The 25328-nt window shown below is 66.1% G+C and carries 32 protein-coding genes; 1 reads left to right on the forward strand and 31 read right to left on the reverse strand.

What is annotated here, in order from left to right:
- Positions 1-11: 11 nt before the first annotated feature.
- The 4 genes from DIE08_RS24295 to DIE08_RS24310 all read right to left on the reverse strand — a co-directional run bounded on the left by DIE08_RS24295 (position 12) and on the right by DIE08_RS24310 (position 3756).
- Positions 12-770, reverse strand: a complete 759-nt coding sequence (locus DIE08_RS24295) for a cytochrome c1 (protein ID WP_124628020.1) — start codon at positions 768-770, stop codon at positions 12-14.
- Between the two features lie 21 nt (positions 771-791).
- Positions 792-2174: a cytochrome bc complex cytochrome b subunit gene (locus tag DIE08_RS24300; RefSeq protein WP_108064681.1), complete on the reverse strand. Its 1383-nt coding sequence runs from the start codon at positions 2172-2174 to the stop codon at positions 792-794.
- Positions 2171-2791: a ubiquinol-cytochrome c reductase iron-sulfur subunit gene (gene petA, locus DIE08_RS24305; protein ID WP_059599826.1), complete on the reverse strand. Its 621-nt coding sequence runs from the start codon at positions 2789-2791 to the stop codon at positions 2171-2173. The genes DIE08_RS24300 and petA overlap by 4 nt, the downstream gene beginning before the upstream one ends.
- Positions 2792-3009: 218 nt before the next feature.
- On the reverse strand, positions 3010-3756 hold the full coding sequence (locus DIE08_RS24310) for a Nif3-like dinuclear metal center hexameric protein (protein WP_059599825.1): 747 nt from the start codon (positions 3754-3756) through the stop codon (positions 3010-3012).
- A 21-nt stretch (positions 3757-3777) separates the two neighbouring features.
- Between DIE08_RS24310 and DIE08_RS24315 the strand changes: the two genes are divergently transcribed.
- Positions 3778-4983 (forward strand): Do family serine endopeptidase, encoded by a 1206-nt coding sequence (locus tag DIE08_RS24315; RefSeq protein ID WP_059535654.1) that lies wholly within the window; start codon positions 3778-3780, stop codon positions 4981-4983.
- A gap of 228 nt (positions 4984-5211) precedes the next feature.
- Here DIE08_RS24315 and tatC read toward each other — a convergent pair whose 3' ends face one another.
- The 27 genes from tatC to DIE08_RS24450 all read right to left on the reverse strand — a co-directional run bounded on the left by tatC (position 5212) and on the right by DIE08_RS24450 (position 25318).
- Positions 5212-5994, reverse strand: coding sequence for a twin-arginine translocase subunit TatC (tatC, locus tag DIE08_RS24320; RefSeq protein WP_124628022.1), 783 nt, complete (start codon positions 5992-5994; stop codon positions 5212-5214).
- Positions 5995-6035: 41 nt separating this feature from the next.
- On the reverse strand, positions 6036-6566 hold the full coding sequence (tatB, locus tag DIE08_RS24325) for a Sec-independent protein translocase protein TatB (protein ID WP_059599822.1): 531 nt from the start codon (positions 6564-6566) through the stop codon (positions 6036-6038).
- Positions 6567-6592: 26 nt separating this feature from the next.
- Positions 6593-6823, reverse strand: coding sequence for a Sec-independent protein translocase subunit TatA (gene tatA / locus DIE08_RS24330; RefSeq protein ID WP_034183658.1), 231 nt, complete (start codon positions 6821-6823; stop codon positions 6593-6595).
- 93 nt (positions 6824-6916) lie between these two features.
- Entirely contained in the window at positions 6917-7282 is a 366-nt protein-coding gene (locus DIE08_RS24335; RefSeq protein ID WP_044845951.1) for a histidine triad nucleotide-binding protein, read from the reverse strand.
- Positions 7283-7311: 29 nt separating this feature from the next.
- Complete coding sequence (locus DIE08_RS24340; protein WP_059599820.1) at positions 7312-7704, reverse strand: hypothetical protein; 393 nt, start codon at positions 7702-7704, stop codon at positions 7312-7314.
- Positions 7705-7775: 71 nt separating this feature from the next.
- Positions 7776-8141 (reverse strand): phosphoribosyl-ATP diphosphatase, encoded by a 366-nt coding sequence (locus DIE08_RS24345; RefSeq protein ID WP_044845953.1) that lies wholly within the window; start codon positions 8139-8141, stop codon positions 7776-7778.
- Complete coding sequence (hisI, locus tag DIE08_RS24350) at positions 8138-8554, reverse strand: phosphoribosyl-AMP cyclohydrolase (RefSeq protein ID WP_044845954.1); 417 nt, start codon at positions 8552-8554, stop codon at positions 8138-8140. The genes DIE08_RS24345 and hisI overlap by 4 nt, the downstream gene beginning before the upstream one ends.
- Positions 8554-9327, reverse strand: a complete 774-nt coding sequence (hisF, locus tag DIE08_RS24355; RefSeq protein WP_059599819.1) for an imidazole glycerol phosphate synthase subunit HisF — start codon at positions 9325-9327, stop codon at positions 8554-8556. Before hisF ends, hisI begins: the two co-directional genes overlap by 1 nt.
- A 105-nt stretch (positions 9328-9432) precedes the next feature.
- Positions 9433-10188 carry a 1-(5-phosphoribosyl)-5-[(5-phosphoribosylamino)methylideneamino]imidazole-4-carboxamide isomerase gene (gene hisA, locus DIE08_RS24360; RefSeq protein ID WP_039366646.1) on the reverse strand — a complete coding sequence of 252 codons (756 nt, stop codon included), beginning with the start codon at positions 10186-10188 and terminating at the stop codon, positions 9433-9435.
- 163 nt (positions 10189-10351) lie between these two features.
- Positions 10352-10993: an imidazole glycerol phosphate synthase subunit HisH gene (hisH, locus tag DIE08_RS24365; RefSeq protein WP_059599818.1), complete on the reverse strand. Its 642-nt coding sequence runs from the start codon at positions 10991-10993 to the stop codon at positions 10352-10354.
- Positions 10990-11610: a YchE family NAAT transporter gene (locus tag DIE08_RS24370; RefSeq protein WP_124904005.1), complete on the reverse strand. Its 621-nt coding sequence runs from the start codon at positions 11608-11610 to the stop codon at positions 10990-10992. The genes hisH and DIE08_RS24370 overlap by 4 nt, the downstream gene beginning before the upstream one ends.
- 62 nt (positions 11611-11672) lie before the next feature.
- A complete protein-coding gene (hisB, locus tag DIE08_RS24375) occupies positions 11673-12260 on the reverse strand; it encodes an imidazoleglycerol-phosphate dehydratase HisB (RefSeq protein ID WP_124904007.1) in 588 nt (195 codons plus the stop codon).
- Positions 12261-12325: 65 nt separating this feature from the next.
- Positions 12326-13399: a histidinol-phosphate transaminase gene (hisC, locus tag DIE08_RS24380; protein ID WP_059686481.1), complete on the reverse strand. Its 1074-nt coding sequence runs from the start codon at positions 13397-13399 to the stop codon at positions 12326-12328.
- Positions 13400-13518: 119 nt separating this feature from the next.
- Positions 13519-14835, reverse strand: a complete 1317-nt coding sequence (gene hisD / locus DIE08_RS24385; protein WP_059599814.1) for a histidinol dehydrogenase — start codon at positions 14833-14835, stop codon at positions 13519-13521.
- Positions 14836-14859: 24 nt separating this feature from the next.
- Entirely contained in the window at positions 14860-15513 is a 654-nt protein-coding gene (gene hisG, locus DIE08_RS24390; protein WP_059599813.1) for an ATP phosphoribosyltransferase, read from the reverse strand.
- On the reverse strand, positions 15510-16859 hold the full coding sequence (gene murA, locus DIE08_RS24395) for a UDP-N-acetylglucosamine 1-carboxyvinyltransferase (RefSeq protein ID WP_124904009.1): 1350 nt from the start codon (positions 16857-16859) through the stop codon (positions 15510-15512). Before murA ends, hisG begins: the two co-directional genes overlap by 4 nt.
- Positions 16860-16872: 13 nt before the next feature.
- Positions 16873-17112 carry a BolA family protein gene (locus DIE08_RS24400; protein WP_124904011.1) on the reverse strand — a complete coding sequence of 80 codons (240 nt, stop codon included), beginning with the start codon at positions 17110-17112 and terminating at the stop codon, positions 16873-16875.
- A 50-nt stretch (positions 17113-17162) separates the two neighbouring features.
- Complete coding sequence (locus tag DIE08_RS24405; protein WP_226118283.1) at positions 17163-18002, reverse strand: ABC transporter permease; 840 nt, start codon at positions 18000-18002, stop codon at positions 17163-17165.
- Complete coding sequence (locus DIE08_RS24410; protein WP_059599810.1) at positions 17999-18925, reverse strand: ABC transporter ATP-binding protein; 927 nt, start codon at positions 18923-18925, stop codon at positions 17999-18001. Before DIE08_RS24410 ends, DIE08_RS24405 begins: the two co-directional genes overlap by 4 nt.
- A 192-nt stretch (positions 18926-19117) precedes the next feature.
- Positions 19118-19393, reverse strand: coding sequence for a lipid asymmetry maintenance protein MlaB (locus DIE08_RS24415; protein ID WP_124904013.1), 276 nt, complete (start codon positions 19391-19393; stop codon positions 19118-19120).
- A complete protein-coding gene (locus DIE08_RS24420) occupies positions 19390-20019 on the reverse strand; it encodes a phospholipid-binding protein MlaC (protein ID WP_124628028.1) in 630 nt (209 codons plus the stop codon). The genes DIE08_RS24415 and DIE08_RS24420 overlap by 4 nt, the downstream gene beginning before the upstream one ends.
- A 110-nt stretch (positions 20020-20129) precedes the next feature.
- Complete coding sequence (locus DIE08_RS24425; RefSeq protein ID WP_124628087.1) at positions 20130-21095, reverse strand: VacJ family lipoprotein; 966 nt, start codon at positions 21093-21095, stop codon at positions 20130-20132.
- A gap of 31 nt (positions 21096-21126) precedes the next feature.
- Entirely contained in the window at positions 21127-21687 is a 561-nt protein-coding gene (gene mlaD / locus DIE08_RS24430; protein ID WP_059599808.1) for an outer membrane lipid asymmetry maintenance protein MlaD, read from the reverse strand.
- 24 nt (positions 21688-21711) lie between these two features.
- A complete protein-coding gene (gene mlaE, locus DIE08_RS24435) occupies positions 21712-22479 on the reverse strand; it encodes a lipid asymmetry maintenance ABC transporter permease subunit MlaE (RefSeq protein ID WP_059599807.1) in 768 nt (255 codons plus the stop codon).
- Positions 22476-23297, reverse strand: a complete 822-nt coding sequence (locus DIE08_RS24440; protein WP_059535623.1) for an ABC transporter ATP-binding protein — start codon at positions 23295-23297, stop codon at positions 22476-22478. Before DIE08_RS24440 ends, mlaE begins: the two co-directional genes overlap by 4 nt.
- Before the next feature lie 84 nt (positions 23298-23381).
- Positions 23382-24506 carry a thiamine phosphate synthase gene (gene thiE / locus DIE08_RS24445; protein ID WP_124904015.1) on the reverse strand — a complete coding sequence of 375 codons (1125 nt, stop codon included), beginning with the start codon at positions 24504-24506 and terminating at the stop codon, positions 23382-23384.
- A complete protein-coding gene (locus DIE08_RS24450; protein WP_059599805.1) occupies positions 24503-25318 on the reverse strand; it encodes a thiazole synthase in 816 nt (271 codons plus the stop codon). Before DIE08_RS24450 ends, thiE begins: the two co-directional genes overlap by 4 nt.
- Positions 25319-25328: the final 10 nt, after the last annotated feature.

Genomic DNA, 25328 nt, shown 5'->3' on the forward strand with positions numbered 1-25328 from the left:
GTCAGGCGTGTTTACTTGATATCTTTCCAGTACGCGGCATTGAGCCGCCAGGCCAGGAAAGTCAGGACACCGAGAAAGACCAGCACCCACACGCCGAGGCGCTTGCGGGTCTGCTGGGCCGGCTCGGACATCCATGTCATATAGGCCACCAGGTCGGCCACCGCAGCATCATAGTCCGGCGACGACAACGTCCCCGGCGTGACCTGCTGGAAGCCGACGAGCTTGTGGACCTTCTCGCCCGTCTCCTCGTCCGTCTTGTCTTCGAATTTGGCAGTGCGCTGCCCCTGCAGTTGCCACAATACATGGGGCATGCCGACGTTCTCGAACACCGCGTTGTTCCAGCCGCTCGGCCGCGTATCGTCGCGGTAGAAACTCCGCAGGTACGTGTAGAGCCAGTCACGGCCGCGCGCCCGCTCCTCGACCGACAGGTCGGGCGGCGAGGTGCCGAGCCAGTTCTTCGCGTCTTCGGGCCGCATCGCGACGGACATCGTGTTCCCGACCTTGTCGGTCGTGAACAGGAGATTCGTTTCGATCTCCTTCTGGGATATGCCCAGATCCGTCAGACGGTTGTAGCGCATCAGGTTCGCGCTGTGGCAGTTCAGGCAATAGTTTACAAACAATTGCGCGCCGTGCTGAAGCGAAACGAGATTTTCCGTGTTATCGGGCGCCCGGTCGAGCGGAAAATTACCTTCCGCGCGCACGGCCGGCGCCGCCAGCAGCGCCACGGCCGTTGCCCCGATCAGTGCGAGCGTCGAAAGCAGTTTCTTCATGTCGTTCTCTCCTCGCTCTCGTTAATGGGGCTTGAAGCGCACCCGTTCCGGCGGCTGCTTGAACGTGCCAAGCGGTGTCCAGACGGGCATGCCGAGGAAGAACGCAAAGTAGATCAGCGCGCAGCCCTGCGCGATCAGCGTCGCGGCCGGCGATGGCGGCCGTGTGCCGAGGAACGCGAGGGTCAGGAACGCCGCGACGAAGATCCCGAGGAACACTTTGTGGAACAACGGCCGGTAGCGGATCGACTTCACCGGGCTACGGTCGAGCCACGGCAGGAAGAACAGCGTGATCACCGCGGAACCCATCACGACGACGCCCCAGAACTTCGATTCCGTCAGGAACATGAACACGACGATCGCCGCGGCCAACACGGGCAGGCCGACCTTCCACTTGCCGCGCGCGCGGATCAGCGCGAGCACGCCGAGCAGCGCGATCACGATCATCAGCACGATCTTGAACGGGTCGGTGGTGGCGCGCAGCATCGCGTAGAACGCTGTGAAGTACCAGACCGGCGCGATCTCCGGTGGCGTCTGCAGCGGGTTCGCCGGGACGAAGTTGTTCGACTCGAGGAAGTACCCGCCCATCTCCGGCGAGAAGAACACGATCAGCGCGAACACCATCAGGAACACGCAGACACCGAAGAAATCGTGCACCGAGTAGTACGGATGGAACGGGATGCCGTCGAGCGGAATGCCGTTCGCGTCCTTCTTCGCCTTGATCTCGATGCCGTCCGGGTTATTTGACCCCACTTCGTGCAACGCGACGAGGTGCGCGATCACGAGGCCGACCAGCACGAGCGGAATCGCGATCACGTGGAACGCGAAGAAGCGGTTCAGCGTGACGTCGGACACGACATAGTCGCCGCGGATCCACAACGACAGGTCCGGGCCGACGAACGGGATCGCCGAGAACAGGTTCACGATCACCTGCGCGCCCCAGAACGACATCTGGCCCCACGGCAGCAGATAGCCGAAGAACGCCTCGGCCATCAGGCACAGGAAGATCGCACAACCGAAGATCCACACGAGCTCGCGCGGCTTGCGGTACGACCCGTACATCAGCCCGCGGAACATGTGCAGGTACACGACGACGAAGAACATCGATGCACCGGTCGAGTGCATGTAGCGGATCAGCCAGCCCCACGGCACCTCGCGCATGATGTACTCGACCGACGCGAATGCGAGCATCGAGTCGGGCTTGTAGTTCATCGTCAGGAAGATGCCCGTGACGATCTGGTTGACGAGCACGAGCAGCGCGAGGGAGCCGAAGAAGTACCAGAAGTTGAAGTTCTTCGGCGCGTAGTACTCGGAAACGTGCTTCTTCCAGGTGGACGTGAGCGGGAAGCGCTGGTCGATCCAGCCGGTGAGACCTGTCGTGGAGACTTCCTTGTTGTCGGCCATCACGCTTCTCCTTTCTCGTCCTTGCCGATCACGAGGGTCGTCGCCGACGTGAACATGTAGGGCGGGATATCGAGATTCTGAGGCGCCGGCTTGTTCTTGAACACGCGGCCGGCGAGGTCGTAGGTCGAACCGTGGCACGGGCACAGGAAACCGCCCGGCCAGTCGTCCGGCAGGTTCGGCTGCGGACCCGGCGTGAAGCGTTGACTGGGCGTGCAGCCGAGGTGCGTACACACGGCCATCACGACGAGAATGTTCTTGCGATCGGCCCGCGCGCGATATTCGTTCGCGCAATACGCGGGCAACGGCATCGAATACGGGGATTTCGAGGTCGGATCGGCCACTTCCTTGTCGGCCTTGACGACGTCGGCGAGCATGTCGTCGGTGCGGTTCAGGATCCAGACCGGCTTGCCGCGCCACGGCACGGTGACCATCTCGCCGGGCTTCAGGCCGCTGATGTCGACCTCGACCGGGGCTCCGGCCGCTTTCGCTTTCGCGGACGGCGCAAGCGACGCCGCGAAAGGTATGACGGTGGCTACGCCTCCCACGCCACCTGCTACGGATGTCGCAATCAGCCAGGTACGGCGGCCGCTGTCGACGCGTTTCTCTTCCTTGTCTCGCATCACACGCCCCACTTCTGAGTTGGATTTTCCGTCACGACTTTTCATTCCGCCGCTAGTTTGCGCGAATGGAGTCGCCATTTACAAGGCCCGGAGATGAAAATCCCTTCGAAGTGGTTGATAGTTAAGGGTTTCCCCCCACTATCGGAGCGATTAAATCATTTCACTTTTAAGCGGATGCTACATTGTGAAATTTCGATGCGCCGCCGCAAATCCGTCGCTCAGACCGGATTATGAATATCGATAAAAAGGTGTTCGATATCGAATTCTTCGGACAAGTGGGCGCCAAGCGCCTGGATTCCGTAGCGTTCGGTCGCATGGTGCCCTGCCGCAACGAACGCGACGCCGCTCTCGGCCGACGCGTGCGTGACGGGTTCCGACACTTCGCCGGTCAGGAACACGTCGGCGCCCGCGTCGATCGCGGCATCGAAATAGCTCTGCGCGGCACCCGTGCACCACGCGATGCGGCGCAGCTGCATCTCCGGATCGCCGAGCACGAGCGGCGTGCGGCCGAGCGTGCGCTCGACCTTCGCGACGAAGTGCTCGAGCGTGACGGGCATCGGCAGCGTGGCCATCCAGCCGAGGTCGCCGTCGCCGAAACGCTGTTCGCCGATCAGCCCGAGCTTCTCGCCGAGCTGAGCGTTGTTGCCGAACTCGGGATGCGCGTCGAGCGGCAGGTGGAACGCGAACAGGTTCAGGTCGTTCGCGAGCAGCAGCTTCAGGCGCCGGTACTTGCGACCGGTGATCTGCGGCGCCTCGTTGCGCCAGAAATAGCCGTGATGGACGAGCACCGCATCCGCCCCCCATTCGAGCGCGGCTTCGAGGAACGCGAGCGACGCCGTCACGCCGGTGGCGATCTTCTCGATCTTGCGACGCCCCTCGACCTGGAGGCCATTCGGGCAATAGTCCTTGAAGCGCGCGGTTTCAAGGGTATTGTTCAAGTACAATTCAAGTTCGATCCGATCCATATAAACCTCTAATCCATTCAGATGCTTAGACGCTTCTGGCTGTTCTTCGCGCAGGCGGTGACCGTACTGCTCGCGCTGATGTTCATCGTCGTGACGCTCAAGCCGCAATGGCTGCAACGGCAAGGACAGCTCGGCAAGCAGCTCGCCACGCCGATCGTCGCGCTGCGGGAAGTCGCGCCGGGCATCGGCGGTGCACCGGCGACCACGTCATACGCGGAGGCCGCGCAAAAGGCGATGCCCGCCGTCGTCAACGTCTTCTCCAGCAAGGACGGCTCGCTGCCGCCCGACCCGCGCGCGAAGGATCCGCTGTTCCGCTACTTCTTCGGCGACCGCAACGCCCGCAAGCAGCAGGACGAACCTGCCGCCAACCTCGGCTCCGGCGTTATCGTGAGCCCTGAAGGTTACATTCTAACGAACCAGCACGTCGTGGACGGCGCCGACCAGATCGAAGTCGCGCTCGCCGACGGCCGCACGGGCACCGCGAAGGTGATCGGCAGCGACCCCGAAACCGATCTCGCCGTGCTGAAGATCAACATGACGAACCTGCCGACGATCACGCTCGGCCGTTCCGACCAGTCGCGGGTCGGCGACGTCGTGCTCGCGATCGGCAACCCGTTCGGCGTCGGCCAGACGGTCACGATGGGGATCATCAGCGCGCTCGGCCGCAACCATCTCGGCATCAACACGTTCGAAAACTTCATCCAGACGGACGCGCCGATCAACCCCGGCAACTCGGGCGGCGCGCTGGTCGACGTGAACGGCAACCTGCTCGGCATCAACACGGCGATCTACTCGCGCTCGGGCGGCTCGCTCGGCATCGGCTTCGCGATCCCCGTGTCGACCGCGCGCACCGTGCTCGAAAGCATCATCACGACGGGCTCGGTCACGCGCGGCTGGATCGGTGTCGAGCCGCAGGACGTCACGCCGGAAATCGCCGAGTCGTTCGGGCTCCAGCAGAAGTCGGGTGCGATCGTCGCGGGCGTGCTGCAGGGCGGTCCGGCCGACAAGGCCGGCATCAAGCCAGGCGACATCCTCGTGAGCGTGAACGGCGACGACATCACCGACACGACGAAGTTGCTGAACACCGTCGCGCAGATCAAGCCGGGCACGCCGACCAAGGTGCACGTCGTGCGCAAGGGCAAAGAGTTCGACGTGAGCGTGGTGATCGGCAAGCGCCCGCCGCCGCCGAAGCAGACGCTCGACGAACAGGACAGCGACAGCGAGTGACATCCGGCGGGCGGCGTATCGGCGGGTGCCGCTTGCCGGCCAGGGATGGAAATGCAAAAGGGCAGCCTGATCGGCTGCCCTTTTGTTTTGCTTCGAAGATCCTTCGTCACGGTGACGGAGCTGCGTTCACCCACCGCCTGCACCGCCCGGTCGCGCGCCCGGATTCAACGTCGTCGAAGTGCCGCATCGACAGCGCCCCTCATGCCGGGCGCCGCGCGCCGCGTTTCATCAACTCGCGGCGCCGTTCTCGGCCTCGGGTTCTTCCGTCGGCTTCGGCACGAAGAATCGCGCGGCCAGCAGCCCGATTTCGAACAGCACGACGAGCGGCAGCGCGAGCATCAGCTGCGAGAACACGTCCGGCGGCGTGACGACCGCCGCGACGACGAACGCGCCGACGATCACGTACGGCCGCATCTCCTTCAGCTTCTTCAGCGTCAGCACGCCCATCCGGACGAGCAGCACGACGACGATCGGCACCTCGAACGTGACCCCGAACGCGATGAACATCCCGAGCACGAAGCTCAGGTAGTTGTCGATGTCGGTCGACATCTCCGCGCCGAGCGGCGCGTTGTAGTGCGCCATCACACGGAAGATCGTCGGGAACACGAGGAAGTATGCGAACGCCATCCCGCACAGGAACAGGACGTAGCTGCTGCCGACGAGCGGCACGACGAGCTTCTTCTCGTGCTGATACAGCCCCGGCGCGACGAACGCCCAGATCTGGTACAGCACGATCGGCAGCGCGATCACGAGCGCGACGAGCATCGTGACCTTCATCGGCACGAAGAACGAGCCGGTGACGTCGGTCACGATCATCCTGCCGCCCTTCGGCAGGTTCTCCATCAGCGGCCGCGCGAGCAGCCGGAAAATGTCGGGCGCCCAGTACACGAGCCCGAGGAACACGACGATCACAGCCAGCCCCGCGCGGATGATGCGATCGCGAAGCTCGACGAGATGGGAAATGAAGGTTTCTTCCGGGGCGTCGCCCGGATTCTGCTGGGGGTCGCTCACACCGGCCCTCGGTAGGATTGACGAGCGAGCATGCGCTCGGCTCAGAAGAAGCGCGTCGGCCGGCGCAGGCTGGCCGGCTGATGGCGCGCGACACGTGCGGCGCCCGACTGCACGTGCGTGCGGCGGGTCGTCGCGCGCTTGTACCAGACAGGCGTCGCCGCCTGTTTCACACGCCAGTTGCGACGCTTCGGCGCGAGCGCGGCCATGCTGCCCCGCCACGACGGCGCCGCGGGCGTGTCGGAGCCGTACGTGCCGGCATCGACCGAGCCTTCGTTAAGACCGCCGACCGCGGAGTTCCACGTGTCGTTCAGTTCCTTCTCGTGCTCGCGCAGGTTGTCGTGAATCGTCGTCTCGACATTGCGCGCGGCCGACTCGAAATCGGTCTTCATCGTCCGCAGCGCGTCGAGTTCGATTTCGCGCGAGACCTCGGCCTTCACGTCGTTGATGTACCGCTGCGCGCGGCCGAACAATGCGCCGGCCGTACGCGCGACGCGCGGCAGGCGCTCGGGGCCGAGCACCACGAGCGCGACGACGCCGATCAGCGCCATCTTCGAAAGACCGAGATCCAGCATCGCGAATGCCTGTCAGCGTGCCGGCGTTACGCCTTGTTCGAGTCGGAACGCGTCGTTTCCTTCGCGTTGACGTCGACCGAACCCGAACGCGGCAGTTGCTGCGCATCCGCCGGTGTCTCGCCTTCCTTCATGCCGTCCTTGAAACCCTTCACGGCGCTGCCGAGGTCGTTGCCGATGTTGCGCAGCTTCTTCGTACCGAAAACCAGCGCGACGATCAGCAGCACGATCAGCCAGTGCCAAATGCTCAATCCACCCATGATGAAACCTCTCCTCAACCACGCCGCGTCGCGGCGCAAATCGCCGGCGGCACGCCGGCTTCGACTATCGATGCGGGGAAACGCCCCGCCACGTCAACCCATCCGCAGCCACGGGCGCGGGCCGGCCAGGATGTGCGCGTGCAGGTGGTAGACCTCCTGCCCGCCGCCGGGGCCCGTGTTGATCACCGTGCGAAAACCGGTTTCGCCCCCCGTGTATGCAACGCCGAGCTGGTCGGCCAGACGGGCGACCAGCAGCATCAGCCGGCCGAGCATCGGCGCATCGGCCTCGCTCGCCGCCGACAGCGTCGGCACATGCCGGCGCGGAATGACGAGCACGTGCGTCTCGGCCGCCGGGCGGATGTCGCGGAACGCGACGAATTCGTCGTCCTCGTGCACCTTCGTGCTCGGGATCTCGCCCGCCGCGATCTTGCAGAACAGGCAATTCGGATCGTGACTCATGTTGCTCCTGCGAAACGCCCGTGCGCCGGTCAGAACCAGGCCTGCGGATCGAGCGTCTTGTTGTCGTTCAGGTACAGCCAACCTTTGATGATACGGTACAGCGTCCAAATCCACGTGACAAACATGATCACGAATCCCACCACCACGAACATCAGCGCGAAGCCGATCACGTAGGCGATCAGCGCGCGCCAGAACGTGCGGATCTGCCACTCGAAATGGTCGGCGTACGGCGTGCCGGCCACGTCGCCGCGCTTCACGTAGTTGATGATGATCGCGATGATCCCGGTGACGCCACCCGTCAGCCAATGAATCGCGTAGAGGCCGTACAGCACGTGCGTCAGCGTGCGCAGACCTGCCAGTCGCTCGGCGTCCGCTGCGCCCGGCACCGACGGTGTCGGAAACTGGCTCGGCGTATCGGTCATGATGCTACCCCCGTTAGATGACAATTCTTACAGCTTACCGCACTGTCGTCGGCGCGGCAGGCCGCGCGTCGTCACCCGCCGTTTTCCTCGCGCTCGCGACGCTTGCGCAGCGCCTTTTCCTCGATGCCCGACAGACCTTCGCGGCGCTCGAGTTCGGCGATCACATCGGCCGGGCTCAGGTCGAAATGCGACAGCATCACCAGGCAATGGAACCACAGGTCGGCCACCTCGCCGACCAGCGCCGTCGGCGCGCCGCCCTGACGCACGTCCTTCGCGGCCAGCACGACTTCGGTCGCCTCTTCGCCGATCTTCTTCAGCACCGCGTCGTCGCCCTTGTGAAACAGGCGCGATACGTACGATTGTTCGGGGTCGCCGCCCTTGCGGCTATCGATCACGGCCGCGAGGCGCAGCAGCGTGTCTTCGGTCGATTGCGTCATTTGTAGATGTGTTCGGGGTCTTTCAGCACCGGATCGACCGCGACCCAGTCGCCGCTGTCCACGGTGCCTTCGAATTTCTGGAAGAAGCACGAATGCCGGCCGGTGTGGCATGCGATGCCCGACACCTGCTCGACCTTCAGCAGCACGACGTCCTCGTCGCAGTCGAGCCGCACCTCGTGCACGTGCTGCACGTGGCCCGACTCCTCGCCCTTGAACCACAGGCGCTTGCGCGAACGCGAATAGTAGACCGCGCGCTGCGTCTCGATCGTCTTCGCCAGTGCCTCGCGGTTCATCCACGCGAACATCAGCACGTCGTTCGTCGAGGCTTCCTGCGCGATCACCGGCACGAGGCCGTTGTCGTCCCAGCGGACCTTGTCGAGCCACGCGGGCAGGGATTTCGTTTCCGTATTCATCACAGCCTCACCGGAATGCCCTGGTCGGCCATGAAGCGCTTCGCCTCGCCAACCGTGTGCTCGCCGTAGTGGAAGATGCTCGCGGCCAGCACTGCGTCGGCGCGGCCGTCCTTGATGCCGTCCGCGAGGTCCTGCAGCGAGCCCACGCCGCCCGATGCGATCACCGGCACCGGCACCGCGTCCGACACGCCGCGCGTGAGCGCGAGGTCGAAACCGGACTTCGTGCCGTCGCGGTCCATGCTCGTGAGCAGGATCTCACCCGCGCCGAGCTCGGCCATCTTGCGCGCCCATTCGATCGCGTCGAGGCCCGTGCCCTTGCGGCCGCCGTGCGTGAACACTTCCCAGCGCGGCGCCTCGCCGTCGGCCGACACGCGCTTCGCGTCGATCGCGACGACGATGCACTGCGAGCCATACTTGTCGGCCGCGTCGCGCACGAGCTGCGGGTTCGCGACCGCCGACGAATTCATGCTGACCTTGTCCGCGCCGGCGTTCAACAGGCGCCGCACGTCCTCGACGGCGCGCACGCCGCCGCCGACGGTCAGCGGAATGAAGACCTGCGACGCGACGGCTTCGATGATCGGCAGAATCAGGTCGCGCTGGTCGGACGTCGCGGTGATGTCGAGGAAGGTCAGTTCGTCGGCGCCTTGTTCGTCGTAGCGGCGCGCGATTTCGACGGGGTCGCCGGCATCGCGCAGTTCGACGAAATTGACGCCCTTGACGACACGCCCGGCAGTCACGTCCAGGCAGGGGATGATGCGTTTAGCTAGAGCCATGATGTTGCGCCAAATGCCGCGCTGGGACGGCCGGTTACGGAAGCCTCGCGCGAGGCTTCCGGTGGAGCCGCCCGCGGGCAGCTCCGGCAAACGGAACAACCGCGGTTACGCGTTGTCGAGTTCGCCGTTCAGTTCGTCCGCGCGCTTTTGCGCGGCCGCGAAATCGAGATCGCCGGAGTAGATCGCACGGCCGCAGATCACGCCTTCGACGCCATGCTCTTCCACTTCGCAGAGGTTCTCTATGTCCGTGAGGTTCGACAGGCCGCCGCTGGCGATCACCGGAATGCCGACCGCCTGCGCGAGCTTCACGGTCGCCTCGATGTTGATGCCCTGCAGCATCCCGTCGCGGCCGATGTCCGTGTAGACGATCGATTCGACGCCGTAGTCCTCGAACTTGCGCGCGAGATCGATCACTTCGTGGCCGGTCAGCTTGCTCCAGCCGTCGGTCGCGACCTTGCCGTCCTTCGCGTCCAGCCCGACGATGATGTTGCCGGAGAACGCGGTGCACGCGTCCTGCAGGAAGCCGGGGTTCTTCACGGCGGCAGTGCCGATGATCACGTAGGACAGGCCGGCGTCGAGATACTTCTCGATCGTCTCGAGGCTGCGGATGCCGCCGCCGAGCTGTACGGGGATTTCGTCGCCGACTTCGTCGAGGATCGCTTCGATCGCTTCGAGATTCTTCGGCTTGCCGGCGAATGCGCCGTTCAGGTCGACGAGATGGAGCCGCCGGGCGCCGAGATCGACCCACTTGCGGGCCATCGCCGCCGGGTCCTCGGAGAAAATCGTGGCCTGGTCCATATCGCCCTGTTTGAGGCGCACACACTGACCGTCTTTGAGATCGATGGCCGGAATCAGCAACATAGCAATCGGGTGTCGTCGTGGAAAATGAAAAGAATCCGGCGCGTACCGGCCAAACCGGTGCCGCGCCGTCTCGCTAGTTTAGTACAACTCTTTCGGCGCTTAAGCGGGCAAGCCCCGCGCGACGGGCCGTTCGGCCCGGTCGACTGTGGCTCGCACACCACGTTTACGGCTTCCAGTGTACGAAGTTGCGATACAGACGCAACCCGACCTCCGCGCTTTTCTCGGGGTGGAATTGGGTCGCGAAGAGGTTGTCCCGCGCGACCGCGGACGTAAACGGCGCGCCGTATACCGTTTCGCCGACCGTGTGCGCCGGGTTGTCCGGGCTCACGTAATAACTGTGCACGAAGTAGAAATATGCGTCGTCGGGCACGCCATCCCACAGCGGGTGCGGCTGCGACTGGTGCACGCGATTCCAGCCCATCTGCGGCACCTTGAAGCGCGAGCCGTCGTCCTGCAGGCGGCCTTCGAGCTCGAAACGCACGACCTTGCCCGGCAACAGGCCGAGGCCCTTCGTGTCGCCTTCCGCGCTCCAGTCGAACAGCATCTGCTCGCCGACGCACACGCCGAGCAGCGGCTTCGTGCGCGACGCCTCGATCACGGCCTCCTGCAGCCCCGACTCGCCGAGGCAGCGCATGCAGTCGGGCATCGCGCCCTGGCCGGGCAGCACGACGCGGTCGGCCGCGCGAATCGCGGCCGGCGTATCGACGATCGCCACGTCGGCGGCCGGTTCGGCCTTCTTGAGCGCCTGCGCGACCGAGCGCAGGTTGCCCATCCCATAATCCACAATCGCAATCGAAGTTTTCATCTCAGTGCAGGCAGTAGCGCCCTCAGTCCATTGACGATGAATTCCACCGCCAGCGCCGACAGCATCAGACCCATCAGCCGCGTGGCAATGTTGATGCCGGTGCGGCCGATCCAGTTCGCGATCGGCTCGGCAAGCCGCATCGCGAAGAAACACAGCAGAGCCAGGACCGCGCCGATCGCGACGAGCCCGGCTCGCTCATACCAGTGATGCGAGTTCGCCGCATAGACGATCGCCGTGCTGATCGAGCCGGGGCCCGTGAGCAGCGGAATCGCCAGCGGCACGACCGCGATGTTGTCCTTCAGCTCGGCCTCGTGGCGCTCCTCCGGCGTCGATCGCGTGTTGCCGATCTGCGCGTTCAGCATGTTGATCGCCATCAGCAACATGATGATCCCGCCGCCCACTTCAAGGGAGCCGACCGAAATACCGAAGAAGTCGATGATCTGCTGCCCGAGCAGCGTCGTCACCGTCATCACGCAGAACACCGACACCGACGCGATCCGGATCGTGCGGCGCCGCTCGATGTCCGACTGCTGCGCCGTCAGGCTCAGGAAAAACGGCAGCGCGCCGATCGGGTTGATCAGCGCCAGCAGCGAAATGAACGATTTGAGCAGATCCATCGCAAGCCGGCGCGCCGCGCCGAAGCCGTGAGGTTGTCGTTGGCGTCCTGTCCGTTCGGAAGTTAGAGGCTGCCCTTCGTCGACGGAATCTGCCCCGCCGCACGCTCGTCGAGCTCCACCGCGCCACGCAGCGCCCGGCCGAAGGCCTTGAACACCGTTTCGAGCTGGTGGTGCGCGTTGATTCCGCGCAGGTTGTCGATGTGCAGCGTGACGCCCGCGTGGTTCACGAACCCGCGGAAGAATTCGATGGACAGGTCGACGTCGAACGTGCCGATCCGCGCACGCGTGAACGGCACGTGGAATTCAAGACCCGGCCGGCCCGAGAAGTCGATCACGACGCGCGACAGCGCCTCGTCGAGCGGCACGTACGAATGGCCGTAGCGGCGGATGCCCTTCTTGTCGCCGATCGCCTTCGCGACCGCCTGACCGAGCGTGATGCCGACGTCCTCGACCGTGTGGTGGTCGTCGATATGGGTATCGCCATGCGCTTCGACCTCGAGATCGATCAGACCATGTCGCGCGATCTGGTCGAGCATATGGTCGAGAAACGGCACGCCGGTGGCCAGCTTCTGCCGGCCCGCCCCGTCGAGATCGAGCTTCACACGGATCTGCGTTTCGCTGGTATTGCGAACGACTTCCGCCACACGCATGGCAATTCCTTGAATGAGTCTGATGTAAATGGGGATTGATCGTCGCGCGCCGCCGTGCCCTGGGCTCAACCGGGCAGCGCGAGTTTCAAAGCAGCCAGCAGGCGCGCGTTTTCGTCGGGAGAACCGACGGTCAGCCGCACGCATTCGGACAGCAACGGATGCATTTTACTCACGTTTTTGACCAGCACCCGCTCCGTGAGCAGCGCATCGAACACGGCGGCCGCGTCCGGCACGCGCACCAGCAGGAAATTACCGGCGCTCGGGAACACCGTCGCACCCGGCAGCGCGGCCACGGCCTGCGCGAGGCGCGTGCGTTCCGCACGCAGTTCGGCCGCCTGCGCGTCGAGCACGTCGAGGTGGTCGAGCAGGAAATCGGCGGTCGCCTGGGTCAGCACGTTGATGTTGTACGGCGGGCGCACCTTGTCGAACTCGGTCAGCCACGCCGGCAGGCCGGCGAGATAGCCGAGGCGGATCCCCGCGAGGCCGAGCTTCGACACCGTGCGCATCACGACGACGTTGTCGAACTCGGCGGCACGCGGCAGCCACGAGCGCTCCGCGAACGGCTGGTACGCCTCGTCGATCACGATCAGGCTGTGCCGCGCGGCCGCGATGATTCGCTCGACGTCGGCTTCGTCGTACAGCGTGCCGGTCGGGTTGTTCGGGTAAGCGAGGTAGACGAGCGCGGGCCGATGCTCGGCGATCGCCGCGATCATCGCGTCGGCGTCGAGCGTCAGGTCGGCCTTGAGCGGCACGCCGACGAATTCGAGCTGTGCGAACTTCGCCGACAACTCGTACATCACGAAGCCCGGCACCGGTGCGAGCACCTTCGCGCCCGGCTTCGCGCATGCCACCGACATCATGCTGATGATTTCGTCCGAGCCGTTGCCGAGCAGCACGTCGCATGCGGCCGGCACGCCCATCGCACGGCGCAGCTTGTCGAGCAGCGCGCCCGGGCGCGGCGCCGGGTAGCGGTTCAGCGCGACCTGCGCGAGGCGTTCGCCGAGCGCCGCCGCAAGCGGCGCCGGCAGCGAATACGGGTTCTCCATCGCGTCGAGCTTCACGAAGCCGCTCGCGTCGGGCACCGGGTAGCTCGTCATCGCGAGCACGTCGCGGCGGATGATGTCTTGTGGCGTCGTCATGGTCTCAAGCCGGCGTGCGTCGCGCCGACGTCAAATGGTCGGCAAGGCGGCGGCTGCCGCCCTGCGCTGGGTCTCCTCGTCGACCGGAACCGCTGCGTCGGCATCGGCTCCGGCGCGCGTCACCCCTTCATCCGGAGCTCGGCGCTACGCGCGTGCGCCTGCAGCCCTTCGCCGTATGCGAGCTCGGAGGCGATCTCGCCCAGCGTCTGCGCACCTTCGGCGCTGACTTCGATCAGGCTCGAACGCTTGATGAAGTCGTACACGCCGAGCGGCGACGAGAAGCGCGCGGTGCGCGACGTCGGCAGCACGTGGTTCGGGCCCGCGCAGTAGTCGCCGAGGCTTTCGCTCGTGTAGCGGCCGAGGAAGATCGCGCCGGCGTGGCGGATTTGCTGGCCCCATTGCTGCGGCTCCAGCGCGGAAATCTCGAGGTGCTCCGGCGCGATGTCATTCGCGATCCGGCACGCTTCGGCCATATCGCGCACCTTGATCAGCGCGCCGCGGCCTTCCAGCGACGCGCGGATCACGTCGCGGCGCGGCATCGTCGGCAACAACTCGTCGATCGCCTTCTCGACGCGCTCGAGGAACGCGGCGTCCGGGCACAGCAGGATCGACTGCGCGAGCTCGTCGTGTTCGGCCTGCGAGAACAGGTCCATCGCGACCCAGCTCGGATCGGTCGTGCCGTCGCACAGCACGAGGATTTCCGACGGGCCGGCGATCATGTCGATGCCGACCGTGCCGAACACGCGGCGCTTCGCCGACGCGACGTATGCATTGCCCGGCCCGCAGATCTTGTCGACCGGCGGCACCGTGGCCGTGCCGTACGCGAGCGCGCCGACCGCCTGCGCGCCGCCGATCGTGAACACGCGATCGACGCCGCCGAGCAGCGCCGCGGCGAGCACGAGGTCGTTCTTCACGCCGTCCGGGGTCGGCACGACCATCACGATCTCGCCGACGCCCGCGACGCGCGCGGGAATCGCGTTCATCAGCACCGACGACGGATAGGCGGCCTTGCCGCCCGGCACGTACAGGCCGACGCGGTCGAGCGGCGTGACCTTCTGGCCGAGCACCGTGCCGTCGCTTTCCGTGTACTGCCAGCTATGGGTGCCGCACTCGATCTTCTGTTTCTCGTGATACGCACGCACGCGCGCGGCAGCGGCTTCCAGCGCCGCGCGCGCCTTCGGCGCGAGGCCGTCGAGCGCCGTCTGCAGCGCGTCCTGCGGCAGTTCGAGCGCGGCGACGCTGCTCGCGTCCAGCCGGTCGAAGCGGTTCGTGTACTCGAGCACCGCGGCGTCGCCGCGCGACTTCACGTCGGCGAGAATCTTCGCGACCGACTGCTCGATCGCTTCGTCCTCGCTCGCCTCGAACGCGAGCACCGCACGCAGCGCGGCGTCGAAGCCCTCGCTCGTCGAATCGAGTTTGCGAATGGTGATGGCCATGGGAATTCCGTTACGGTGATGCGCTCAATTGCCATTCTGCGACGCGCGTTCGAACGCGTCGAGAATCGGCTTGAGCGCCGTGCGCTTCAACTTCAGCGCAGCCTGGTTCACGACGAGGCGCGACGAGATCGCCATGATCTCCTCGACCTCGACCAGATTGTTCGCCTTCAGCGTGCCGCCCGAACTGACGAGGTCGACGATCGCGTCGGCCAGCCCGACCAGCGGCGCCAGCTCCATCGAGCCGTAGAGCTTGATCAGGTCGACGTGCACGCCTTTCGCGGCGAAGTGTTCACGTGCCGTTTCGACGTATTTGGTCGCGACCCGCAGGCGCGCGCCCTGGCGCACCGCGTTCGCATAGTCGAAACCGGCCGGCACGGCCACCGACATCCGGCAGCGCGCGATGTTCAGGTCGATCGGCTGGTACAGACCCGAGCCGCCGTGCTCGACCAGCACGTCCTTGCCGGCCACGCCGAAATCGGCCGCGCCATATTCGACGTAGGTCGGCACGTCGCTCGCGCGCACGATGATCACGCGCAGGTTCGGATCGGTCGTCGGCAGGATCAGCTTGCGCGACGTTTCCGGATCCTCGGCCACCTGCACGCCGGCGGCCGCCAGCAGCGGCAGGGTTTCCTCGAAAATCCGGCCCTTCGACAGGGCGAGGGTCAGCGGCGCGGTCATGCTTGGCTCCCGGAGAGGCGGCGCACGTTCGCGCCGACGGCGGTCAGTTTGGTTTCCATGCGGTCGTAGCCGCGGTCCAGGTGATAGATGCGGTCGACGAGCGTTTCGCCTTCGGCCCGCAGCCCGGCGATCACGAGGCTCGCCGAGGCGCGCAGGTCGGTCGCCATCACGTTCGCGCCGGACAGCTTGTCGACGCCGGTCACGAGCGCCGTGTTGCCGTCGATCGTGATGTTCGCGCCGAGCCGGTTCAGCTCCTGCACGTGCATGAAGCGATTCTCGAAAATGGTCTCGACAACCTGCGCGGTGCCCGTCGCGACCGAATTGAGGGCCATGAACTGCGCCTGCATGTCGGTCGGGAACGCCGGGTATTCCGACGTGCGGATCGTCACCGCCGACGGGCGGCGGTCCATCTTCACGCGCAGCCAGCTGTCGCCTTCCTCGATCGACACGCCGGCCTCGCGCAGCTTGTCGATCACCGCGTCGAGGATGTGCGGGCGCACGCCCGTCAGCATCACGTCGCCGCCCGCCGCCGCGACCGCGCACAGGAACGTGCCGGCCTCGATGCGATCGGGAATCACCGAATGGCGTGCGCCATGCAGCCGCTCGACACCCTGGATCACGAGGCGGTCGGTGCCGATGCCGCCGATTTTCGCGCCCATCGCGACCAGCAGGTGCGCGAGATCGCTCACTTCCGGCTCGCGGGCAGCGTTCTCGATCACCGTCTCGCCGTCCGCGAGCGTCGCGGCCATCAGCAGGTTTTCCGTCCCCGTCACCGTGATCATGTCGGTCACGATGCGCGCGCCCTTCAGGCGCTTCGCGCGCGCCTCGATGAAGCCGTGCTCGATGCTGATCTCGGCGCCCATCGCCTGCAGGCCCTTGATGTGCTGGTCGACCGGACGCGCGCCGATCGCGCAGCCGCCCGGCAGCGACACCTTCGCCTCGCCGAAGCGCGCGAGCAGCGGCCCGAGCACGAGAATCGACGCGCGCATCGTCTTCACGAGTTCGTACGGCGCCACGAGGTTGTCGACGCGCGACGCATCGAGCTGCACGCGGCAGCCGTCGGTCTCGCTCTTCACGCCCATCTGGTTCAGCACCTTCAGCGTGGTGCGCACGTCCTTCAGGTTCGGCACGTTGTCGAGTTCGACCGGCTCGGCGCTGAGCAGCCCCGCGCACAGGATCGGCAGCGCGGCGTTCTTCGCGCCCGACACGACGATCTCGCCCGACAACCGGCGACCGCCTTCGATCACCAGCTTGTCCATCCCATGTCCCTGCGATTCCCCGTTGGCGGCCGGGTGTGCCGTGGCGACGCTCTGGACGGCGTCGCACTCGTTGACGGTGACTTGCACTCAGTGGTTCCGGTTATGCGTTCTGCCATTCGGCGGGCGTCAGCGTCTTCATGCTGAGCGCGTGAATTTCCTGCTTCATGCGATCGCCGAGCGCCGCATAAACGAGCGGGTGCCGCTGGATCGGCCGCTTGCCTTCGAAGGCCGCCGACACGATCGTCGCGAAGAAATGCTGGCCGTCGCCTTCGACTTCCAGATGGGTGCAGGCGAGACCGCCGGCAATGTATTGCTTGACCTGTTCGGGAGTCGGCAACATGAGAGGCTCCTGTCGGCGCGCGCCGCCCGTGGCGGCCGCCACCGTCGATATCAATGACGCAGTTTGTAGCCGGTCGCGAGCAGCCGCATCGCGAACATCGCGAGCAGCACGAAGAAACCGGTGACGATCGCGAGGCTCGCGAGCGGGTTGATGTCGGACGCGCCGAAGAACCCGTAACGGAAGCCGTCGATCATGTAGAAAAACGGGTTGAGACGCGAGATCTCGCGCCACACGGGCGGCAGCGAGTGCGTCGAATAGAACACGCCGGACAGGAACGTCAGCGGCATGATCAGGAAGTTCTGGAACGCGGCGAGCTGGTCGAACTTCTCGGCCCAGATCCCGGCGATCAGCCCGAGCGTGCCGAGGATCGCCGAGCCGAGCAGCGCGAACGCGATGATGAACAACGGCGCCGCGAAATGCATCGGGACAAACCAGATCGTCACGACGAATACGCCCGCGCCGACCGCGAGCCCGCGCACGACCGACGCGAGTACGTACGCGCCGAAGATGTCGCGGTACGACAGCGGCGGCAGCAGCATGAACACGAGGTTGCCGGTGATCTTCGACTGGATCAGCGACGACGAGCTGTTCGCGAACGCGTTCTGCAGCACGCTCATCATCACGAGGCCCGGCACGAGAAAGCTCACGTACTCGACGCCCGGATACACCTCGACGCGGCCCGACAGCGCGTGGCCGAAGATCGTCAGATACAGCAGCGCCGTCACGATCGGCGCGCACACCGTCTGGAACGACACCTTCCAGAAGCGCAGCAGTTCCTTGTAGAACAGCGTTTGAAAGCCGCTTCCCGGCACTCGCCGGGCCGCCCCGATAGTGGCGGGCGCCCCCTCGGGGGGCAGCGAACGAAGTTCGCGTGGGGATTGTTGATTCATGCCAGACCCTCGATCACCTCGGCCCCGTTCATCACCTGGACGAACACATCCTCGAGGTCGGCCTTGCGGACCTCGATCTCGTCGAACGTGCAGCCCGCCGCGCGGCATTGCGCGAGGATCCGCTCGACATCGTCGTAGCTCGTCAGGCGCAGCAGGTGCTCGCCCGGCGCGCGGGCGGCCGGGTCGGACTCCAGCCCGCGCAGCTCGGACGGCAGCGCGCCAGTCCCCAGGCGCAGGTACAGCTGCAGCCCGGCGAAGCGGCGCAGCAGCGCGTCGGTGCGATCGAGCGCGACGACTTCGCCACGGCGCAGCATCGCGATGCGGTCGCACAGCGACTCGGCTTCCTCGAGGTAATGGGTGGTCAGCACGATCGTGTGGCCCTCGCGGTTCAGGCGCGAGATGAACTTCCACAGCGTCTGGCGCAATTCGACGTCGACGCCGGCGGTCGGTTCGTCGAGCACGATCACGGGCGGCCGGTGCACGAGCGCCTGCGCGACCAGCACGCGGCGCTTCATCCCGCCCGACAGCGCGCGCATGTTCGCGTCGGCCTTCTCGGTGAGGTCGAGATTGGCCATCACTTCGTCGATCCAGTCGTCGTTGCGGCGCAGCCCGAAATAGCCGGACTGGATCCGCAGCGTCTCGCGGACGGTGAAGAACGGGTCGAACACGAGTTCCTGCGGCACGACGCCGAGCGCGCGGCGCGCATCGCGGAAGTCCTTGACGACGTCGTGGCCGCGCACCGAGATACTGCCTTCATCGGCCCGGGTAAGCCCGGCGAGGATACTGATGAGCGTGGTCTTGCCTGCGCCGTTCGGGCCGAGCAGACCGAAAAACTCGCCTTCCTCGACCGACAGGCTGACGCCCTTGAGCGCCTGAAGCGATTTGTAGCGCTTCTTGACGTGACGGATTTCTATGGCTGACATGACTGTGCGCGGCGCAAGGGCCGCGACGCCTATTCTGTGCTTGCTGCGAAAGAAAATGGGGGCCGGACGCCGATTGGCTGCCCCGCAAAACGCTTGATTATAGGGCAAACCGGCTGGTGGGGCCGGCGCAGGAGGCGCGCGGCCTGAAGCGTGCGCGCGCCGGCTGGCGCGGCAGGCTTCGGTCGGGCAGGGTCAATGTCGCCCGGTGCCGTCGATGAGGGCGTCGACGCCATAGGCGCGCGCGAGGCTGGCGAGCTTCTGCGGGAGATTGAGGATGTCGAGGGTCGCGCCGCGCGCTTCGGCGGCACGTTGCCATGCGAGCAGCACGGCGAGCGCGGACGAGTCGAACTGCGTCAGCGCCGTGCAATCGACGGCGGTCGCGCCGGCGCCGATGCGCGCAAGACCGTCCGCGAGCGCGGACTTCGCGCTCGCGACGGTCAGCGAAGAGCCTGCTTCGAAGCCGCTCACGACGCCTGCTTGCCGGAGGCAAGTTGCTGGTTGCGCTGCGTCAGGAACTGGATCAGGCCGTCCACGCCGCTTTGCTGGATCTTCTCGTTGAACTGCTGCTGGTAGGTCTGGATCAGCCACGCGCCGAGCACGTTCAGGTCATAGACCTTCCAGCCATTCGCCGACTTGTACAAGCGATAGTCGATCTGGACCGGCTGACCGTTGTTCATCGCGACCGTCTTCACCACCACGTCGGTGTCGGCCGGATCGGCGCGGAACGGCGGGTACTGGATCTGCTGGTCCGGCTTCAACTGCGCGAGCGCGCCCGAATACGTGCGGATCAGCAGCAGCTTGAACTGCTCCTGAATCTGCTGCTGCTGTTCGGCCGATGCCGTGCGCCAGTTGCGGCCCATCGCGAGCTGCGTGGTACGGCGGAAATCCGTGTACGGCAGGATGTCCTTGTTGACGATCGTAATGATGCGGTTGGTGTCGCCCTGCTTGATCGTCTGCTGCTTGACTTCGTCGAGCACCTGCTGCGTCGCCGTCTTGATCAGCGCCTGCGGGTTCGACTGGTCGACTTGCGCGTGAGCTGCGCTGCCGAACGAGAACAGCGCCGCGAAAACGGGGATCAGGAACAGTTTTTTCATCATAGTGACCTGCATGAAGAGTCGATGCGAAGGTTGGAGCCGGTAGCTTACGCGCAAGTTCGCGTGCGCTACCGACTGAATCGTTTCCGGCTGTAACGAATGTAAGTTGGTCAGTGCAGCTTGATGCTCGGGAAACGAATCCCGCCCGGTGCGGGCGGCGTCATCTGCATTGCCGGCACGTTCGTCGCGCTGGCCGGGTTCGGTGCTTCGGCACTGCCCGACGCCGGTACGGCAACGGCCGCGCCCGATGCGCCGGCCGGTGCCGTCGCGCCGCCGACTGCAGCCGCGCCCGCCGTTCCGGCCGCGCCGGCTGCCGCCGGTGCCGCGCCGTCGTCCGGCAAGTCGTACTTCGGCAGCGCATCGTTGCTCGACGCCGTCGAGGCCTCGCCGCGCGCGTTGTCGATCAGCATCTGGCGGCGCTGCAGGTAGGCGTTGCGCACGAACGAATACTTGTCGAGCGCCGCGGCATCCAGCACGTCGCCCGCGCCGAGCAGGTTCGCACGCGTGTTGACGAGGTTCACGCCGAACAGGCCCCAGCTCAGGCCGTCCGGCTTCACGTAGGTGAGCGGATTGCCCACGTAGTCGACGCCGAGGCCTGCCGTGTCGCGCAGCGTGCTCGGGCCGAGCAGCGGCAGCACGAGATACGGGCCCGACGGCATGCCGTAGCGGCCCATCGTGATCCCGAAATCGGCCGTGTGCTTCGGCAGTTTCGCAATCGTCGCGACGTCGAACAGGCCGCCGACGCCGAACACCGTGTTGATCACGACGCGCATGATGTCGCCGACGCCGTCCGCGATTCGCAACTGCACGATGTTGTTCGCGGCGATGTAGACGTCGCCGATGTTCGAGAAGAAGTTCGTCACGCTGTCGCGCACCGGCTGCGGCACCACGTACTGGTAGCCCTTCGCGACCGGTTTCAGCGCGTACGTGTCGACCGTGTCGTTGAACTTGTACATCGACCGGTTGAAGCCTTCGAGCGGATCGCCCTTGGTCGGCGTCTGCACGGTCGCGCAACCGCTCAACGCGGCGACTGCCGCCACCGCGAGCGCGGCGTGCCTGATGCGGATCGTCTGCATGGTCATTCCCTCTTGTCTTTCTCTCGTGTGGTTATTGGGCAGCCGAGCCAGACACCGCGGAGGCCGGCACCGCGACCGGCGCGGGTGCCGCCGGCGCGGCCGAGGCCCCGGATGCCGGCTTCGCGCCGCCCGCGTCGGCTGCCTTGCTGTACAGGAACTGGCCGATCAGGTTCTCGAGCACGATTGCCGACTGCGTCATCGTGATCGTATCGCCCGCCTTCAGCATTTCGGTGTCGCCGCCCGGATCGAGGCCGATGTACTGCTCGCCGAGCAGGCCCGACGTCAGGATCTTCGCCGACGAATCCTTCGGGAACGGATACTGACCGTCGATATCGATCGTTACCAGCGCCTGGTAGGTGTTGGTGTCGAAGCCGACCGACTTCACGCGGCCGACCACGACGCCCGCGCTCTTCACGGCGGCGCGCGGCTTCAGTCCGCCGATGTTGTCGAATTTCATCCTCACCGAGTAGGTCGGCTGAAACGACAGCGAGCTCATGTTGCCGACCTTGAGCGCCAGGAATAGCACCGCAAGGAAGCCCACCACCACGAACAGGCCGACCCAGAAGTCGAGAGCAGTCTTTTTCATCGTCATCCCAAAATTTGGCTTGGCTGAGGCTTAGCTGAACATCAGCGCGGTCAGCAGGAAATCGAGGCCGAGTACGGCGAGCGACGCGAACACGACCGTCTTGGTCGTCGCGCGCGACACGCCCTCGGGCGTGGGCTTCGCTTCATACCCCTGAAACAGTGCAATGAAGGTCACGGCGAACCCGAACACGATGCTCTTGATCACGCCGTTGCCGACGTCGGCCCACACCTCGACCCCGCCCTGCATCTGCGACCAGAACGCGCCCGGATCGACGCCGATCAGCACGACACCGACGAAATAACCGCCGAGCACGCCGACCGCGTTGAAGATCGCGGCGAGCAGCGGCATCGCGATGATGCCGGCCCACATGCGCGGCGCGATCACCGTCTTGATCGGATCGACTGCCATCATCTCGAGCGCCGTGAGCTGCTCGCCGGCCTTCATCAGGCCGATCTCGGCGGTGAGCGACGTGCCGGCGCGGCCCGCGAACAGCAGCGCGGTCACGACCGGGCCGAGCTCGCGCACCAGCGACAGCGCGACCAGCAGGCCGAGCGCCTGCTCGGACCCGTAGCGATTCAGCGTGTAATAGCCCTGCAAGCCGAGCACGAAGCCGACGAACAGGCCCGACACGGCAATGATCACGAACGAATAGTTGCCGAGAAAGTGGATCTGCTTGGTGACCAGCCGCGGCCGGCGCAGCAACGGGAAGAATTCCAGCACGAGGCGCACGAACAGCCGCGTGCCGTAGCCCGCGCGCTCGAGGCCGCCGATGACGTAACGTCCGATCGCGCTGATCATGCGCGCCCTCCGCCGAGCCCGAAATCCGCAGCCAGCGGGGGGCTCGTGTAATGAAATTTGAACGGGCCGTCCGGCGCGCCGTCGATGAACTGGCGCACGCTCGGGTCGGTCGACGCGCGCAGCTCGTCGGGTGTCCCCTGCGCGAGCACGCCACCATTGGCCAGAAAATACACGTAGTCGGCGATCGCGAACGATTCCGGCACGTCGTGCGTGACGAGGATCGACGTCGCGCCGAGTGCCTCGTTCAGCGTGCGGATCAGGTTCGCCGTGATGCCGAGCGAGATCGGATCGAGGCCCGCGAACGGTTCGTCGTACATGATGAGCTGCGGGTCGAGCGCGATCGCGCGCGCGAGCGCGATGCGACGCGCCATCCCGCCGGACACCTCGGACGGCATCAGGTCACGCGCGCCGCGCAGACCGACCGCGTTGAGCTTCATCAGCACCAGGTCGCGGATCAGGTCTTCGGGCAGGTCGGTGTGTTCGCGCAACGCGAACGCGACGTTCTCGAACACCGACATGTCGGTGAACAGGGCGCCGAACTGGAACAGCATGCCCATCTTGCGGCGCAGCGCGTACAGGCCGTCGCGCGTCTGCGCGCCGACGTCGGCGCCGTCGAACAGCACCTGGCCGCGGCGTGCGCGCACCAGTCCGCCGATCAGGCGCAGCACGGTCGTCTTGCCGCAACCCGACCCGCCCATGACGGCGACGACCTGGCCGCGCCCGAAGCGCATGTTCAGGTTCGACAGGACGAGGCGGTCGCCATAGCCAAAGTCGACGTCGCGAAGTTCCAGCAGTGTCTCGGTAGGAGTGGGGCTCACGGAGCTGACAGTCCTTTTACGCAGAACGCCGAATTATAGGGCCTGCATTGGAATGATGTCGTGACGCCGTTCCGGGCCCTGCGGTCAATGATTGTCAAATTGTCGGGCAAAACATTGCTGCAACGCAACAACCGCCGCCCGATAATCGTCTGCGCCCGTGACCGCACTGACCACCGCGACGCTGCCGACGCCCGTCGCCAGCACGTCCGGCAACGCGTCGAGCCCGACGCCGCCGATCGCGACGAGCGGCGCGCGCGCGCCCGCGAAGCGCGCATAGCGGGCAATCCGCGCGAGGCCCTGTGGCGGCGCCGCGACGGCCTTGGTCGCGGTCGTGTACACGGGGCCGAGCGCCAGATAGCTCGGGCGCTCGTGCAACGCGCGCAACATCTCGTAATAACCATGGCTCGACAGTCCGAGCCGCAGGCCCGCGCGCGCGATCGCGGCCAGATCGGCCGTTTCGAGGTCCTCCTGACCCAGATGTACGCCGTACGCGCCCTCTTCTGTCGCGATCTGCCAGTGATCGTTGATGAACACGCGTGCATCGGGATAGCGGCGCCCTGCCGCGACCGCACGCGCGACTTCCCGGCGCAACGCATCCGGGTTCGCGCCTTTCACGCGCAGCTGCACGGTTCGCGCGCCGCACTCGAGCACGCGTTCGACCCATTCGGCGTCGGGGACGACCGGATAGAGGCCGAGTTGCTTCGGGCACGGCGGGAATGCGGGCTCGGGTGCCGCGGCCAGGCCGGCGACGCGCGGGAACCGCGCGGCATCGATCGGCCACGCATCGGTCCCGCGCGTTTCGTCGCCGTCGCGCCACGCCAGCGCGAGCACGAGCGCGTCGATCGGCGCGAAACCGCAATCGAGGAACGCCGCGAGCGCCGCGATCCAGTCGTCGGCGAGCGGATGCGCGGCTTCCAGCGCGTAGCGCACGCCTGCGGCGTGCAGCACCGCGCCGTGCTCGCCGAACTCGATCGCGACCGCGTCCGACGACGCGGGGCGCGATGCGGCCGACGCGCGTGCCTGCGCGGCACGATCGCCGGCCGACACGATCAGCACGTCGCCGGCGGCCGGCACGTCGGGCGCCGCGACGCACAGCCGCCACGCCGTCGTGCCGGTCGGCCAGTCGCCCAGGCGGGCGCGAATCCGCTCGGCCGCTTCGGCCAGTTCGTCGGCCGGCGGCCAGAAGGCATCGGCGAAGCGCGCACTCATGCGCCGCCCCCGTCCTGGTGCCAGAACGGCATGCCGACGACCGGCGTGCTCGCGTGCGCGGTCTCGCGCGCATCCATCGGCCCGGCGAGATAGGCCGCACGGCCGGCCTCGACGCCTTGCGCGAACGCACGCGCCATGATTTCCGGATGCGTGGCCTGCGACACGGCCGTGTTCAGCAGCACGCCGTCGAAACCCCACTCCATCACCTGGCACGCGTGCGACGGCACGCCGAGCCCGGCGTCGACGATCAGCGGCACGTCCGGCAGCCGCTCGCGCAGCACGCGCAGCCCGTACGGATTCACGACGCCCTTGCCGGTGCCGATCGGCGCGCCCCACGGCATCAGGGCCTCGCAGCCGACGTCAAGCAGACGCCGGCCGATCACGAGATCCTCGGTGCAGTACGGCAACACCTTGAAGCCGTCCTTGACCAGTTGCGCGGCCGCCTCGATCAGCCCGATCGGGTCGGGCTGCAGCGTGTAGTCGTCGCCGATCAGCTCGAGCTTGATCCAGTCGGTATCGAAAACCTCGCGCGCCATGTGCGCGGTCGTCACCGCCTCGGCGACGGTCTGGCAGCCGGCCGTGTTCGGCAGCAGCGGCACCGAGTGACGCTTGAGCAGATCGAAAAAGCCGGCCTCTGCGGTGCCGCCGGTCATCTGGCGGCGCAGCGCGACCGTCACCATCCCGGGGCGCGACGCGGCGATCGAATCGGACAGCGACTGCAGCGACGGGTAGCGCGACGTGCCGAGCAACACGCGGCTTGCGAAGGTTTCGCCGTACAGCGTCAGCGCGTCGGCGGAAGTGAGGGACGTCATGTCGTTTTCC

The sequence above is a fragment of the Burkholderia sp. Bp9004 genome, from assembly GCF_003858025.1.
Taxonomy (GTDB): domain Bacteria; phylum Pseudomonadota; class Gammaproteobacteria; order Burkholderiales; family Burkholderiaceae; genus Burkholderia; species Burkholderia diffusa.

What these genes read in the sequence shown, in the direction of transcription:
- DIE08_RS24295 (WP_124628020.1), bottom strand. Translation starts at nt 770, where the DNA reads ATGAAGAAACTGCTTTCGACGCTCGCACTGATCGGGGCAACGGCCGTG.
- DIE08_RS24405 (WP_226118283.1), bottom strand. Translation starts at nt 18,002, where the DNA reads ATGAATCAACAATCCCCACGCGAACTTCGTTCGCTGCCCCCCGAGGGG.
- DIE08_RS24370 (WP_124904005.1), bottom strand. Translation starts at nt 11,610, where the DNA reads ATGGATCTGCTCAAATCGTTCATTTCGCTGCTGGCGCTGATCAACCCG.
- DIE08_RS24450 (WP_059599805.1), bottom strand. Translation starts at nt 25,318, where the DNA reads ATGACGTCCCTCACTTCCGCCGACGCGCTGACGCTGTACGGCGAAACC.
- DIE08_RS24340 (WP_059599820.1), bottom strand. Translation starts at nt 7,704, where the DNA reads ATGACCGATACGCCGAGCCAGTTTCCGACACCGTCGGTGCCGGGCGCA.
- hisC (WP_059686481.1), bottom strand. Translation starts at nt 13,399, where the DNA reads ATGACGACGCCACAAGACATCATCCGCCGCGACGTGCTCGCGATGACG.
- hisG (WP_059599813.1), bottom strand. Translation starts at nt 15,513, where the DNA reads ATGACCGCGCCGCTGACCCTCGCCCTGTCGAAGGGCCGGATTTTCGAG.
- hisA (WP_039366646.1), bottom strand. Translation starts at nt 10,188, where the DNA reads ATGTTGCTGATTCCGGCCATCGATCTCAAAGACGGTCAGTGTGTGCGC.
- hisI (WP_044845954.1), bottom strand. Translation starts at nt 8,554, where the DNA reads ATGAATACGGAAACGAAATCCCTGCCCGCGTGGCTCGACAAGGTCCGC.
- DIE08_RS24335 (WP_044845951.1), bottom strand. Translation starts at nt 7,282, where the DNA reads ATGAGTCACGATCCGAATTGCCTGTTCTGCAAGATCGCGGCGGGCGAG.
- DIE08_RS24315 (WP_059535654.1), top strand. Translation starts at nt 3,778, where the DNA reads ATGCTTAGACGCTTCTGGCTGTTCTTCGCGCAGGCGGTGACCGTACTG.
- DIE08_RS24410 (WP_059599810.1), bottom strand. Translation starts at nt 18,925, where the DNA reads ATGTCAGCCATAGAAATCCGTCACGTCAAGAAGCGCTACAAATCGCTT.
- DIE08_RS24420 (WP_124628028.1), bottom strand. Translation starts at nt 20,019, where the DNA reads ATGAAAAAACTGTTCCTGATCCCCGTTTTCGCGGCGCTGTTCTCGTTC.
- tatA (WP_034183658.1), bottom strand. Translation starts at nt 6,823, where the DNA reads ATGGGTGGATTGAGCATTTGGCACTGGCTGATCGTGCTGCTGATCGTC.
- DIE08_RS24345 (WP_044845953.1), bottom strand. Translation starts at nt 8,141, where the DNA reads ATGACGCAATCGACCGAAGACACGCTGCTGCGCCTCGCGGCCGTGATC.
- DIE08_RS24310 (WP_059599825.1), bottom strand. Translation starts at nt 3,756, where the DNA reads ATGGATCGGATCGAACTTGAATTGTACTTGAACAATACCCTTGAAACC.
- hisD (WP_059599814.1), bottom strand. Translation starts at nt 14,835, where the DNA reads ATGGCCATCACCATTCGCAAACTCGATTCGACGAGCGAGGGCTTCGAC.
- petA (WP_059599826.1), bottom strand. Translation starts at nt 2,791, where the DNA reads ATGCGAGACAAGGAAGAGAAACGCGTCGACAGCGGCCGCCGTACCTGG.
- DIE08_RS24400 (WP_124904011.1), bottom strand. Translation starts at nt 17,112, where the DNA reads ATGTTGCCGACTCCCGAACAGGTCAAGCAATACATTGCCGGCGGTCTC.
- mlaE (WP_059599807.1), bottom strand. Translation starts at nt 22,479, where the DNA reads ATGATCAGCGCGATCGGACGTTACGTCATCGGCGGCCTCGAGCGCGCG.
- hisF (WP_059599819.1), bottom strand. Translation starts at nt 9,327, where the DNA reads ATGGCTCTAGCTAAACGCATCATCCCCTGCCTGGACGTGACTGCCGGG.
- tatB (WP_059599822.1), bottom strand. Translation starts at nt 6,566, where the DNA reads ATGCTGGATCTCGGTCTTTCGAAGATGGCGCTGATCGGCGTCGTCGCG.
- thiE (WP_124904015.1), bottom strand. Translation starts at nt 24,506, where the DNA reads ATGAGTGCGCGCTTCGCCGATGCCTTCTGGCCGCCGGCCGACGAACTG.
- mlaD (WP_059599808.1), bottom strand. Translation starts at nt 21,687, where the DNA reads ATGACGATGAAAAAGACTGCTCTCGACTTCTGGGTCGGCCTGTTCGTG.
- hisB (WP_124904007.1), bottom strand. Translation starts at nt 12,260, where the DNA reads ATGCGTGTGGCGGAAGTCGTTCGCAATACCAGCGAAACGCAGATCCGT.
- DIE08_RS24425 (WP_124628087.1), bottom strand. Translation starts at nt 21,095, where the DNA reads ATGCAGACGATCCGCATCAGGCACGCCGCGCTCGCGGTGGCGGCAGTC.
- hisH (WP_059599818.1), bottom strand. Translation starts at nt 10,993, where the DNA reads ATGAAAACTTCGATTGCGATTGTGGATTATGGGATGGGCAACCTGCGC.